The organism is Leuconostoc citreum (assembly GCF_004354555.1).
GTDB classification, from domain to species: domain Bacteria; phylum Bacillota; class Bacilli; order Lactobacillales; family Lactobacillaceae; genus Leuconostoc; species Leuconostoc citreum.
The window spans coordinates 567332-580995 of record NZ_PUFH01000005.1 but is presented as its reverse complement, the minus strand read 5'-3'; the positions used below and the strand labels follow the sequence as shown (position 1 = coordinate 580995).

Sequence of the window (13664 nt, the reverse complement as noted above, 5' to 3'; positions counted from 1 at the left end):
TTGCAAGTGTTGAAGTGGGTAAAGATTAGGTTCTTTGTCCACTTTTCTTCTTGATTCACAAAATAAATTTGGAGGTGCCTGACAATAGCACGTCAACCACGACAAGTTGATTTAATCAACGATAATATTCGCGCACCTCGCGTATTGCTTATCCATGAAGGTAAGCAGACAGAAATGTCTACGCGAGACGCACAACAGATTGCTAATGATTTAGACCAGGATTTGGTATTGGTTCAAGCTAACGCTGAACCACCAGTTGCCAAAATCATGGATTGGGGAAAAGCTAAGTTCGAAGCGCAAAAAAAGCAAAAAGAACAACGCAAAAACCAAAAAATCGTGCAAGTGAAGGAAGTTCGTATGTCACCGGTCATTGATTCAGGCGATTTCGAAACACGTAAGAAAGCTGCTATTAAGTTCCTTGGACAAGGTAACAAAGTGAAGCTTAATTTGCGTTTCCGTGGTCGTATGATTACCCACCAAGACATCGGACGTCAAGTATTAGACCGTATGGCCGCAGAACTTGATGACATTGCCAAGGTTGAGCAACGTGCCAAGATGGACGGCCGCCAAATGTTTTTGGTCTTGGCACCTAAAGACGCCAAGTAATTAAAGGTTTAATTGCTTGTTTACAAGCTTAAACAAAATCACAAAGTAGGAGAATTAGTCACATGCCAAAGATGAAGACACACCGCGCATCAGCAAAGCGCTTTAAAAAGACAGCCAACGGTGGCTTGAAGTCAGCTTCAGCTTATACTTCACACCGTTTCCACGGTAAGACAAAGAAGCAACGTCGTCAATTGCGTGGCACACGCATGATGGATTCAACGACTGTTAAGACATACGCTAAGATGTTGTCAAACATCTAATTCGCGTTGCGATAGTTCATCTATCTACATTTTGGATTTTAGTCCAACAAGTTATTTTTAAAATTCTAGGAGGAATTACCCATGCGAGTTAAGGGTGGTACAGTTTCACGCGCACGTCGTAAAAAGATGGTTAAGTTGGCCAAGGGTTACCGTGGCCAACGTCGTATTAATTTTAAGGTTGCTAAGCAACAAGTTTGGAAGTCATACTTGTACGCATACCGTGATCGTAAGAACACAAAGCGTAACTTCCGTAAGTTGTGGATTGCGCGTATTAACGCAGCAGCACGTATGAACGGTTTGTCATATTCAAAGTTGATGCACGGTTTGACACTTGCCGGTGTTGAATTAAATCGTAAGATGTTAGCTGAAATCGCTGTAACTGATTTTGATACATTTGCAAAGTTGGCTGACCAAGCTAAAGCAGCTTTAGCATCAGACAACGTATTAGTTCAAGAACGCGTTGCCGCAACATTGGAAACAACTGTTAAGGTTGACCGTTAAGAATAATCAAAAGTGTGGCATGACGCCACACTTTTTTATTTACTATAAACACAGCAAAAAAAATAGCCTACTTAAGGGCTATTTTTTAGTGTTATTGTAAACCAGATTGTACTTTATAATTAGCAACCAATTGCAAATTTTTGTTATCGCCAGTTGGTGTAAAGACAATTGTAACTTTTGCGCCACTCGTACTAATCCAGTTAGCAGTGACCGTGTCAGAAGCAACTAAATTAGTAGGGTTCCCGTAGCTTGCTTTAACTTGATCATAGGTAGCACTACCTAACTTCACCGTATTAAAATTAGCAAGGGTCCAATTACCAAATGTAACAGCTTTAGGGGCTGGTGCTGGTGTTGCTACACTGCTTGACGCTGCGACTTGCGGTGCAGACGTCTGGTTATCGGCAATCGGTGTTTGTGTGCCATCATTGACCACTGCATGAATGGCTTCTGAGGCTGCTGAACTAGGAACAGATGGGACAACAACTGAAGAGGCTTCATCAGTCGATGACACAGGCGCATTGGAGCTAGTAGCACTAGTTGAACCAGTGCTGTTTGATTTGTTCTGGCTTTGAGAAGATTGACTAGTCGATTGTGATGTTTCTGATGTTTTTTTACCACCATGTTGACCTAAAATCACGGTTGCCACAATAATAACGGCGACAATTAGAAGACCGACAAGTAAGTAACGAAGGCGGTGAGACTGCTTAAATGGTTTGCGTTGCATAATTAAAATCAGGACGCATTGTCCTGTTCCTTTCCTTAGATAATGATAACAGAAAATGCTTAAAGTATGTTAAAATGGATATAATTACGTATCGAGACAAAAAATAGGATGACTCCGCGTTTTAGAAACCAGCAGTATCCACTTGTTTATATTTACGAAAAAATTATGGCTTATAGCATAAGTCTATTTATAAAGGGAAAAAGATGACAGATTTAAGTATTATTCCATTTGGCGGTGTCCGCGAAAATGGTAAAAACATGTACGCAATTACAGTAAATGATGAAATTTTTATTTTTGACGCTGGTTTGAAATATCCGGAAACAGATCAATTAGGTGTGGATGTTGTCGTACCTGATTTTGATTATTTAATAAAAAATAGTGATAAAATTGCCGGTGTTTTTTTGACACATGGTCACGCTGATGCTATTGGTGCCTTACCTTATTTTTTGCAACAAGTACAAGCGCCAATATTTGGTTCAGAACTAACGATTGAGTTAGCTAAGTTAGCTATCAAAGATCAAGAAGCGCTCAAGGATTACGACGATTACCATGTTGTCAATGCAAAAACTGAAATTGACTTTGGAACTGTGACTGTATCGTTTTTTAATACAACACATTCCATTCCAGATTCAATGGGCATTGTGTTAGGCACACCGTTTGGACAAATTGTTTATACGGGCGATTTTAAGTTTGACCAAACAGCAGAAAAAAATTATCGAACTGACATTGCTCGACTAGTCGAAATTGGTCAAGGTAAAGTATTAGCATTACTTGCCGATGCTGCAGGGACAGAAGGGGATACTGACTCTGTTAATGAATCTAAAATTAGTGATTACATTTTAGAGACATTCCGTGATAATAAAAAGAAACGCATTATTATTGCTGCAGTTGCTTCTAATATTCAACGTATTCAACAGGTCATTGACGCCACTGTGGCAACAAAGCGTAAACTAGTGTTGTCCGGTAATGATATTGAAAATGTTGTTCGAACAGCTATCCGCCTTCGTAAATTATACCTTCCCGTACCGGAAAGTAAATTACTTGTTAATCTTAAAAATGCTAAAAACTTAGCTGCTTCAGAGACAGTGATTCTGGAAACAGGACGTATGGGAGAGCCCATCAAGCATTTGAATCGCATGGCTAATGGTGAAGATCCTTATGTTCGTATAGGAGAAGATGACCTTGTCTTTATTACGACAACACCTTCTACGGCAATGGAAAGTGTTGTTGCCAAAACACGTGATATGCTCTTCAAGCAAGGCGCCAATGTTAAGCAAATCAGCAGTGACTTACGCTCAAGTGGTCATGCATCACGTAACGACTTGCAAATGATGATTAATGTCTTAAAACCAGATTATTTCATGCCAATTCAAGGTGAATATCGCGTGATGTCTTCTGCTAAGTCTGCTGCAGAAGAAGTGAATATTGCAACAGACCATATTATGATGGCAATGAAGGGTGATCAATTCAAATGGCTTGACGATCATTTCGAGTTACAAGATTCATTTACGATTGGCGAAACGCTAATTGATGGGGCTGGTATTGGGGACATTGGTAACGTAGTCTTGCGTGATCGTCGCATTTTGTCTGAAGATGGTATTTTCGTTTCTGTTGTGACGATTGATCGTAAGAAACGACAAGTGGTTTCTAAGCCAAAATTGACTTCTCGCGGTTTTGTCTACGTGAAGGCTAACCGTGACTTGATGAAAGAAGCGTCAGAAATAACGGTTAAGCAGATTGAAAATTATCTCAATACAACTAAAAACTTTGATTGGAATGAATTGAAGAACGGCGTTCGAGAGGTCTTGTCGCGTTATTTATTTGATCAAACGCGTCGTCGTCCGATGGTGATGCCAGTTGTAATGGAAGTTAACCAGAATCGTCGGCCAACGTCACATAAGAGCAATAATGCCAATAATAAAACTAAAACGCGTCAAGCACAAAACGTTAAATTAAATAAAGAAAAAAATAACACACCTAAGAAGAAAGCTAAAAAGGTTGTTGTGAAGGCAGAGAAATAACATAATTTAGCATCATTTGAAAGGTTGGAAAGGATAATAGTTATTGTTTTAATAATAGCTATGGTATCGTATGACATTGGAAGATCATCTATCACCTGAAATCAAGCAATTAATCGATCGCGCACAGACAGAGATGTCACAAAAAAATTGGCATGATGCTGCGGAAACTTTAATCACTGTGTATGAATCATTAACAACGTTTGATATTAATTACCGGTTAGTTACTGCACTATTCATGGATGAGCAGTATCAATTAGCCGCTTCATATGCTGATGATTTTTTATATAATTACTTAGAAGAAGAAACCGATTTTCGAATGGTTGTGACGCTTGCCATCCAAAATCAAAACTTTGTCTATGCGCAACAAATAGCCGTATTATGGCATGATGAGGTTGTTAAATCGGCAGTCCTTAAAGATATACGGCGTGCTGAATCCGTAGCACAAGAGACCATGGCCACCACTTTTCAGACCATTGGCCGACAATTTTATCATTTGAGTGATTATGATATGCTTCAACAGCGCGATCGTTATGAATCGGCTAGGCATTTGCCAGTGGCTGAATTTGTAAAAGGGGCACAATTTTTACTTGTTGACCCTTATGTAACACCCATCATCCGAGCTACCTTATTTGAAGATTTACAAAAATTACAGGTTGAGGGGGATATCGCCTATCGTTGGTTAGATGATAAGACATATACGATTAATTTAAGTCAAGTGAGCTTATTAGTCGATTCACCTATTTTTGAGACAGTTGCAGATCTCTTAGATGAACGCCTTGGCCATGATGATCCCATTGCAATGGATATGTTAGCCCAGCAAGTACGATTTGAAATGACATTACTTTATCCACGTGTGACAGAAATTATTACTAATCCAGAAGCGTGGGTAACAGCAAGTATTGCCCAATATTACGATAAAAGTACGGATAATGAGCCTGCTGAACAGCGAAAATGGCATCAACATGTTCGTAGCTTGATTGCCTCATTTTTTGCAAATTAATTCGTAAAACTATTTACATTTTCTTAATAACTCGGTATAATAATTTTTGGCTTCAAGAGCCGGAAAAACGCAATTAACTGTTGTCTTTTGACGGCTTGCGTTGTAAAATATATTTATAAACATTTTTCAGAATACTGATAAATGAATTTTGGAGGAAACTACATTGGCTAAGGAAACTTACGTTCGCACTAAGCCCCACGTTAACATTGGTACTATTGGACACGTCGATCACGGAAAGACGACTTTGACAGCCGCAATCTCAAAGGTATTGGCTGAAAAGCAAGGTATCACAGCTACTGATTTTGCTGAAATCGATAACGCGCCTGAAGAAAAAGAACGTGGTATCACGATTAACACTTCACACATCGAATACGAAACAGAAACACGTCACTATGCTCATATCGATGCCCCTGGTCACGCCGATTACGTTAAGAACATGATCACTGGTGCCGCTCAAATGGACGGTGCTATCTTGGTTGTTGCTGCAACTGATGGTCCTATGCCACAGACACGTGAACACATTTTGTTGGCACGTCAAGTTGGTGTTGAATATCTTGTTGTATTCTTGAACAAGACTGATTTGGTTGATGATGAAGAATTAGTTGAATTGGTTGAAATGGAAGTTCGCGAATTGTTGTCAGAATATGACTTCCCAGGCGATGATATTCCTGTAATTAAAGGTTCAGCTTTGAAGGCCCTTGAAGGTGACCCTGAACAAGTTAAGGTTATCGAAGAATTGATGGATACTGTTGATTCATACATTCCAGAACCAAAGCGTGAAACTGACAAGCCTTTCTTGATGCCTGTCGAAGACGTATTTACAATCACTGGTCGTGGTACAGTTGCTTCTGGTCGTGTTGACCGTGGTGTATTGACTACTGGTACAGAAATTGAAATCGTTGGTTTGAAAGACGAAATCAAGAAAACGACTGTTACAGGAATTGAAATGTTCCGTAAGACACTTGACGAAGCACAAGCTGGTGATAACATCGGTGCATTGTTGCGTGGTGTTGACCGTAACGAAATCGAACGTGGCCAAGTTTTGGCAAAGCCAGGTTCAATCAAGACACACAAGAAGTTCAAGGCTGAAGTTTATGTTCTTTCTAAGGAAGAAGGCGGACGTCACACACCATTCTTTACTAACTACCGTCCACAATTCTACTTCCACACAACTGACGTTACAGGTGTTGTTGAATTGCCAGCTGGTGTAGAAATGGTTATGCCTGGTGACCAAGTAACATTCGAAATCGAATTGATTTCACCTGTTGCTATCGAACAAGGCTTGAAGTTTACTGTTCGTGAAGGTGGCCACACTGTTGGTGCCGGAACAGTTACTGAAATCGAAGACTAATTATTTTGAAAACACGCGTAAGCGTGTTTTTTTTTGTTAAAAAAACTATCACTTTAACATCTCCAAGTATGGTAAAGTAATAGTTTTCTTTATTTTTTTTGATCTTTGTTGTTCTCACGACCAAGCATCGCATCGCGAGAATAATTACTTTTTTCTTTTTGATCAGCGGGTAGCTGAAATAAATCATCAATCGACTGTGTGACAGATGTCTCATTATTCATAATTTTTGCCATCTTATATACCTCCGTGTGAGTTAAGTATACGCTACTTTTTATGCAATAATATACAATTATTCAGTTATAAAAAGTATATTTAATGCATATAAACTGCATTCATGTATACTATTACTTAGAGACCAAAGGGAGTAATTAATATGGACAATTTATTAACTATAGCCAATTTAAAGAAACAATACGGTGACAAAATTGTTTTTGATAATGTTAATGCAACAGTTAAACAAGGTGAAGTGATTGCAATTTTAGGGCCGTCAGGGGCCGGTAAATCTACCTTTTTACGTGCTGTTAATTTATTAGATTCACCAACGAGTGGTCAAATTACCTTTGAAGGGAGTGAACTCACTAATTTAGGTGAAAATGCACTAAATCAGCTGCGCGAAAAAATGGGTATGGTATTCCAAAGCTTTAATTTATTTCCAAATTTATCTGTTTTAGAAAACGTTAAATTGGCACCGATTAAAGTGAAAGGTTTGGCAGATGACGCAGCAACACAATTAGCCAAACAGTTGTTAACTCAGGTTGGATTATCTGATAAATATTATGTTTATCCAACAAGTCTTTCTGGCGGACAACAGCAACGTGTGGCCATTGCAAGAGCGTTAGCCATGTCGCCAGACGTAATGCTGTTCGATGAACCAACAAGTGCATTGGATCCTGAAATGGTTGGTGAAGTACTTAATGTTATGAAATCTTTAGCTGAGGCTGGTATGACAATGTTAGTCGTCACACATGAAATGGGCTTTGCTCGTGAAGTGGCAGACACAATTTGGTTCATGGCAGATGGCGGACTACAAGAAGTTGCCACACCCGAAAAGTTCTTTAGTCAACCACAAACTAAGCGTGCACAGGAATTTTTGAAGAAAGTCTTATAATAGTGATTGATAGTAATCGTATGTCACATACGATTACTATCAATCTTTTTTTATTTCTGTTATGATAGGCACATGGACAATATATTAGTGGCAAAAAAAAAGGCGGCGATTGCTGCTTCAAAGTTAGTCAAAGATGGTATGACAGTTGGCTTGGGCACAGGGTCGACAATTGCCTTCTTTTTAGATGCCTTAGCTGAGCGTGTACAACATGAGAAGCTAAATATTATTGGTGTAACGACCTCTTTTAAAACAGCTGATCGTGCCAAAGAATTAGGCATTCAAATACAAGATATCGACAGTGCACCCATGATTGATTTAACAATAGATGGCGCAGATGAAGTTGATACAGAACTGAATGGTATTAAAGGTGGTGGCGCGGCGTTTTTAATGGAAAAAATTGTAGCGAAGAATTCTAAACGTGTGGTTTGGATTGTTGATAGTCTTAAAGTGCATGATAAGTTAGGTCAGTTTCCGTTACCTGTTGAAGTTGTGCCATTTGGAAGTGGTAAATTGATTACTGAATTTGAACAACATCATTTGTATCCAAAATTGCGTACAGGAGCATATGGGCAACCAGTTGTGACTGATATGGGGCATTATATTGTTGACCTGGATTTACAAGTTATTGATCAGCCCTACGAGTTAAGCCGATATCTAGACGGACGGATTGGTGTTGTTGAGCATGGTTTATTTTTAGATATTGCCGATGAAGTCATTGTTGGGTCACAACAGGGTGTTAGTTACTTACGACGCACTGATTTACAGAAAAAAATGTAACAATGGACTAAAGCGCTTACATTTTTTATCCATAAGCGGTATAATGAACTTGTAAAGAAATAAACAAAGGAGCATGTCGCGTGATAGGCGCAGCATAGTAAGAGATTATGGCATACAAGAATATTTTAGTTGCAATTGATGGTTCAGATGTATCAAATGTTCTCATCAAGAAAGTGCATGAATTCGCACCCGATGCGCACATTGATATTTTAAATGTAGTAGACACATCAGGTGGTTACTTTGGTACCATTGTTATGAACGCCGATATTATTTATCAGATGGAGCAGGATGCTGAGGTAGTTATTAATAAATCTTACGAGTATGCTCACCAAATTGGACACAATGACGTTGATGTCCACGTACGTTTTGGAACACCAAAACAAGTTATTGCACGTGATTTTCCTAAAGATCATAAGAGCGATTTGATTGTCGTTGGGGAAACAGGTTTGAGCCCATTGCAACGCGTTATGGCGGGCACGGTGCCTTCCTTTGTAACCCAAGCATCGCGTACCGATGTTTTGATTATGCGCGTGAGTGAATCATAATTTTAAGCAAAGTAAAAAGCAGTGATTAATCACTGCTTTTTATTTCGTTTCTTTTAGAATAACAATATTTTTGATTTTAATGGGATCAATAGGCGTAGAGCCCTCGCCCTCGGATTTGACCTTGGCTGAAGCAATGTTGTCAACGACAGCCATGCCAGATATGACTTGGCCAAACACGGTATAGCTACCATCTAAAGAGGGATTACCACCATTTTTGTAGGCCGCTACAATTTTTTTTGGATATTGATTTGTATTAAGTTTTTGAGATTGGTCTTGTTTATTTTGGTTAATAAAGAATTGAGAACCATTAGTGTTGGGACCAGCGTTAGCCATAGATAATGCGCCACGGATATTGTATAAAGAAGAGCTGATTTCATTTTTAAAACCTTGGCCACTATCGATATTTTTATCTTTGTTATGCCAGATTGATTCACCACCTTTACCAGTTCCTTGTGGATCGCCACCCTGGATCATGAAATCTGCAAGTACGCGATGAAACGTTGTGTTGTTGTAATAACCTGCTTTAGCATGACTAATAAAATTCTCAACTGCAAGCGGCGCATAGCGATTAAATAGCTTGAGTGTGATGTCACCGGCAGTGGTAACAAGTCTCACTTCGCTCTCGTCATCAGCAATAGTCGTATTAAGTTGCGGCAATGTCATCTGATCAAGCTTGGGATCCCTTTTTACTTGAGAGGTTTGTTGCTTAGCCGTATCGTTGGATGAACCACTATTTTTTTGAGATGTTAGCAGGAAAATAGCGATGATTAGTCCCACAAGTATCGTGACCATTGCAGCAATCGTCACATATTGTTTTTCTTTATTCATGTTGCCTCCTAATGATTAAATACGTTCAATAATAAATAGGGTCTCTTTTTTAGTTCGGTAGGTTGCTTGCGCATAGTCAGCTTTGATTAGTGTATCAAGATAGGCTAGCCAGTCGGTAGGTATGTCTTGAAATTTAATGAGCATAAGGCCACCGTGTTCGAGTCGTGGCAACACACGATTGATTTGATCAGTGTAGTCATTAGGATATTGATTCTTATTTTGTGCATCATCTGAGTAGTCAAAAATACCAATACTTGCTTGACTCTGTGAGCCGATTTCTTGTAAAAAAGAACGATCTAGCGTTTTACCGAGCAAAGTGACGCGTTCAGACAAGCCACTCATAAATAGTGAGGCAGCTGTTGCATTTGCATTATCTTTTGTCGCCGTGTAACTTAATACTTTGCCAGACTTGCCGACCCTTGTCGCTAGAAAACGCGTATTAATGCCATTGGCAGTCGTCCCGTCAATCACAATATCGCCAACTTTTACAGTTTGTTCAATGAGTTGGTGTGCGAGTGTCTCAATTGATGGTATCATAGGAATCTCCTGTTAAAAATAGATATTTTGAAAGAGTGAGTAAACTATAGCCTAACGACAGTGCAGCAATAATGTCAGTCGGGTAATGTACATTGACATAGATACGACTGATTGGGATGACAAAGAGTAGCAAGGTGAAAATAGTAATTGCTGTTAGTTGCAACCAACTTTTTGACACATAACGCTTGGTTAGCACGATTAATGTACCATAGAATAAAATAGCAACCATCGTGTGTCCAGAAGGAAAACTAAAGCCGTGCTCTGGAATTAACTGTGGTATTGGACGTGGGTTGCGAATAATACGTTTGGTTATTTGTGTCGTTAACCCTGCATATAAAAAAATATTGACCAGTAAAAACTGCAATGCAGGGTAAGCTTTCTTATAACTTAAGAAAATAATCAAGATTAACGTGCTTAATCCAATAAATGTGACACTACCAAGTTGCGTAATATTGATTAGAATCATATCTGCTAATGGTGATCGCTGTTGTATTAAATGTTGACCGATACTATTGAGCTGTTCAAACCACAAAGCTTGTGATACCAAGCCAATCGTTAGACAGAGAAAAATGCTAAAAGTAATTAGCGCCAATATAATCTGTGTTTTTTGCTTTATAATCATAACATACAGTATACCTGATTTTGATTAAACGTGATATAATTAGAGCATTATATTTAACAGTAGTAGACATGGCGTGGTGTGTTAGAGAGTAAGCGGTGGTGAAAGTTTACCGAACAACATGTTGAACTCGGTTAAATCACCTTGAAAGCGAAACTTTAGTAACTTTCAACGTATCGTCGCGTTAAGACGTTTTGAGGCGTAGCAATACGTAAACATAGGTGGTACCGCGATTAATTCGCCCTATGTCATGCTTTTTAGTGTGATATAGGGTGATTTTTCGTTTTTACTTTAATTATTTTAAGGAGGATATGCAGCGATTCTAGTAAATTGCTGTATGAAAAAATATGCCATACGAACATCAACAAATTGAACAAAAGTGGCAAAAGTTTTGGGATGATAATCAAACTTTTGCTACCTCTGATACAACTGATAAGCCAAAGTATTATGCTGTTGACATGTTTCCTTATCCGTCAGGACAGGGCTTACATGTTGGCCATCCAGAAGGTTATACAGCAACAGACATTATGAGCCGTTTTAAGCGAGCTAAGGGATTTAATGTCTTACACCCTATGGGATGGGATGCTTTTGGCTTGCCAGCAGAACAGTATGCAATGAAAACAGGGCATAATCCAGCTGACTTTACGAGTCAAAATATTGATCATTTTCGTGAGCAAATAAAATCATTGGGCCTCTCATACGATTGGAATCGTGAGATAAATACGACAGATCCATCTTATTATAAGTGGACTCAGTGGATTTTTGAAAAATTATATGAAAAAGGTCTAGCATACGAGTCTAACATGATGGTCAATTGGGATCCAATTGACCGTGTTGTCTTGGCTAATGAAGAAGTGATTGATGGTAAGTCAGAACGTTCTGGAAATAAGGTTGAGCGAAAAGCCTTGCGACAATGGGTACTGAAAATCACAGCCTATGCTGACCGATTAGTTGATGACTTAGATGATTTGGATTGGCCAGAAGCGATTAAGGAACAGCAACGTAATTGGATTGGCCGTTCCAAGGGTGCTGCAGTGTTCTTTAATGTTGATCACGCAGATGCTAAAATTGAAGTTTACACAACGAGACCAGATACCTTATTTGGCGCTACGTATATGGTTTTGGCTCCTGAACATGAACTAGTTGACAGTATTGTCACAGCAGAGCAAAAACAAGCTGTCGCAGATTATCGTGCAGCAATTGCTGCTAAGTCAGATCTTGAACGTACAGATTTGAACAAGGATAAAACAGGTGTCTTTACAGGTGCTTATGGTATCAATCCAATCAATGGTGAAAAATTGCCAATTTGGATTGCCGATTATGTTTTAGCTTCGTATGGCACAGGTGCAATCATGGCCGTTCCAGCGCATGATGACCGCGATTTTGAGTTTGCAAAAAAGTTTGATTTGGCGATTAAGCCTGTGATTGCTGGTGGCGAGAATGATGATGTTGCATATACTGGCGATGGGGTACACATCAATTCTGATTTCCTAGACGGCTTGGACAAAGCAACCGCTATCGATCAAGCGATTGACTGGTTAGAAGCACATCAAGCTGGACATGCACAAACCAACTTTAGACTACGTGATTGGATTTTTTCTCGTCAGCGTTACTGGGGCGAACCGATTCCTGTCATTCATTGGGAAGATGGGACAACAAGCTTAGTACCAGAAAATGAGTTACCACTTTTGTTGCCACATGCCACAGAATTACGACCATCAGGTAGTGGGGAGTCACCACTAGCTAACTTAACCGATTGGTTAGAAGTGACACGTGACGATGGCGTTAAAGGTCGTCGTGAAACAAATACAATGCCTCAGTGGGCAGGCTCATCCTGGTACTTCTTACGTTATATTGATCCACATAATGATCACCAACTAGCAGACCCTGAAAAATTGAAGTATTGGATGAATGTTGACTTATACGTTGGTGGTGCTGAACATGCTGTGTTACACTTATTGTACGCTCGCTTCTGGCATAAATTCTTATATGATTTGGGTGTTGTACCAACTAAAGAACCATTCCAAAAGTTAGTGAACCAAGGGATGATTTTGGGTGCTAACCACGAAAAAATGTCAAAATCAAAGGGAAATGTAGTCAATCCAGATGATATTGTCCGTGAATATGGTGCTGACACGCTACGTGTTTACGAGATGTTCATGGGACCTTTGACACAAAGTAAGCCTTGGTCTGAAGAAGGCATTACCGGTTCTCGTCGCTGGTTAGATCGTGTTTGGCGATTGTTAATTGACGATGAAGGGCAATTACGCGATCATGTGACAACTGTTAATCCTGGTGATTTGGATAAAATTTATCATCAGACAGTTAAAAAAGTGACAGATGATTTAGAAAATATGCGCTTTAATACAGCAATTTCACAAATGATGGTTTTTGTTAATGACGCGTATAAGTCTGATGCCTTACCTGTGACTTATATGAATGGCTTTATCCAATTATTGGCACCATTTGCCCCTCACTTAGCAGAAGAACTTTGGGTTCGCTTAGGCAATCGTGAATCAATTTCATACGTCTCTTGGCCAACGTACGATGACACAAAGTTGGTTGATGATACAGTTGAAATTATTTTTCAGGTTAATGGTAAAGTTCGTGGTAAAGCGACCGTCGCGCGTGATATTAATCAAGATGACATGATTACTGCAGCTAAAGCTGATGATAATGTACAAAACTTCATTATGGGTAAAACCGTTCGTAAGGTTATTGCTATTCCTGGTAAGTTTGTCAATATTGTTGTTAGTTAATAAAGTTATTGTGTGATAAAAATAGGCT

Annotated in this window: 15 protein-coding genes and 1 other annotated feature; of the genes, 10 read left to right on the top strand and 5 right to left on the bottom strand. The window is 39.2% G+C overall.

The features are described from left to right. Positions 1-66 precede the first annotated feature (66 nt). The 3 genes from infC (at position 67) to rplT (ending at position 1367) form a co-directional block, all read left to right on the top strand. Positions 67-606: a translation initiation factor IF-3 gene (gene infC / locus C5L21_RS07200; protein WP_216769572.1), complete on the top strand. Its 540-nt coding sequence runs from the start codon at positions 67-69 to the stop codon at positions 604-606. Between the two features lie 62 nt (positions 607-668). Further along, a complete protein-coding gene (gene rpmI / locus C5L21_RS07195; protein ID WP_004900365.1) occupies positions 669-866 on the top strand; it encodes a 50S ribosomal protein L35 in 198 nt (65 codons plus the stop codon). Positions 867-947: 81 nt separating this feature from the next. Further along, on the top strand, positions 948-1367 hold the full coding sequence (gene rplT / locus C5L21_RS07190) for a 50S ribosomal protein L20 (protein WP_004900351.1): 420 nt from the start codon (positions 948-950) through the stop codon (positions 1365-1367). A gap of 91 nt (positions 1368-1458) precedes the next feature. On the opposite strand, the gene C5L21_RS07185 is transcribed toward rplT, so the two are convergent. Further along, positions 1459-2091, bottom strand: coding sequence for a hypothetical protein (locus tag C5L21_RS07185; RefSeq protein WP_085698861.1), 633 nt, complete (start codon positions 2089-2091; stop codon positions 1459-1461). A gap of 203 nt (positions 2092-2294) precedes the next feature. Between C5L21_RS07185 and C5L21_RS07180 the strand changes: the two genes are divergently transcribed. The 3 genes from C5L21_RS07180 to tuf all read left to right on the top strand — a co-directional run bounded on the left by C5L21_RS07180 (position 2295) and on the right by tuf (position 6463). Then, positions 2295-4112, top strand: coding sequence for a ribonuclease J (locus C5L21_RS07180; protein WP_133286227.1), 1818 nt, complete (start codon positions 2295-2297; stop codon positions 4110-4112). Between the two features lie 70 nt (positions 4113-4182). After that, positions 4183-5112 (top strand): type I site-specific restriction-modification system, R (Restriction) subunit, encoded by a 930-nt coding sequence (locus C5L21_RS07175; protein ID WP_040176722.1) that lies wholly within the window; start codon positions 4183-4185, stop codon positions 5110-5112. Positions 5113-5275: 163 nt separating this feature from the next. After that, complete coding sequence (gene tuf / locus C5L21_RS07170) at positions 5276-6463, top strand: elongation factor Tu (protein ID WP_004900335.1); 1188 nt, start codon at positions 5276-5278, stop codon at positions 6461-6463. An 89-nt stretch (positions 6464-6552) separates the two neighbouring features. Here the strand turns inward: tuf and C5L21_RS09445 are convergent, their stop codons facing one another. Continuing rightward, a complete protein-coding gene (locus C5L21_RS09445) occupies positions 6553-6696 on the bottom strand; it encodes a hypothetical protein (RefSeq protein WP_004900334.1) in 144 nt (47 codons plus the stop codon). A 140-nt stretch (positions 6697-6836) separates the two neighbouring features. On the opposite strand from C5L21_RS09445, the gene C5L21_RS07165 reads away from it, so the two are divergent. From C5L21_RS07165 to C5L21_RS07155, 3 genes are all read left to right on the top strand, one after another. Further along, positions 6837-7571, top strand: a complete 735-nt coding sequence (locus tag C5L21_RS07165; RefSeq protein WP_133286226.1) for an amino acid ABC transporter ATP-binding protein — start codon at positions 6837-6839, stop codon at positions 7569-7571. 72 nt (positions 7572-7643) lie between these two features. Then, complete coding sequence (rpiA, locus tag C5L21_RS07160; RefSeq protein ID WP_170167816.1) at positions 7644-8348, top strand: ribose-5-phosphate isomerase RpiA; 705 nt, start codon at positions 7644-7646, stop codon at positions 8346-8348. A 107-nt stretch (positions 8349-8455) separates the two neighbouring features. Beyond that, positions 8456-8893, top strand: coding sequence for a universal stress protein (locus C5L21_RS07155; protein ID WP_004900325.1), 438 nt, complete (start codon positions 8456-8458; stop codon positions 8891-8893). A gap of 39 nt (positions 8894-8932) precedes the next feature. On the opposite strand, the gene C5L21_RS07150 is transcribed toward C5L21_RS07155, so the two are convergent. From C5L21_RS07150 to C5L21_RS07140, 3 genes are read right to left on the bottom strand one after another with little or no spacing between them, the layout of a single operon-like run. Next, on the bottom strand, positions 8933-9721 hold the full coding sequence (locus C5L21_RS07150) for a peptidylprolyl isomerase (protein WP_085698867.1): 789 nt from the start codon (positions 9719-9721) through the stop codon (positions 8933-8935). A 15-nt stretch (positions 9722-9736) separates the two neighbouring features. Continuing rightward, positions 9737-10258 (bottom strand): SAM-dependent methyltransferase, encoded by a 522-nt coding sequence (locus C5L21_RS07145; protein ID WP_085698869.1) that lies wholly within the window; start codon positions 10256-10258, stop codon positions 9737-9739. After that, positions 10242-10880, bottom strand: a complete 639-nt coding sequence (locus C5L21_RS07140; protein ID WP_085698871.1) for a phosphatase PAP2 family protein — start codon at positions 10878-10880, stop codon at positions 10242-10244. The genes C5L21_RS07145 and C5L21_RS07140 overlap by 17 nt, the downstream gene beginning before the upstream one ends. 46 nt (positions 10881-10926) lie before the next feature. Next, positions 10927-11126: a binding site (T-box leader), on the top strand. A 98-nt stretch (positions 11127-11224) separates the two neighbouring features. Between C5L21_RS07140 and leuS the strand changes: the two genes are divergently transcribed. After that, positions 11225-13636: a leucine--tRNA ligase gene (leuS, locus tag C5L21_RS07135; protein ID WP_133286225.1), complete on the top strand. Its 2412-nt coding sequence runs from the start codon at positions 11225-11227 to the stop codon at positions 13634-13636. Positions 13637-13664: the final 28 nt, after the last annotated feature.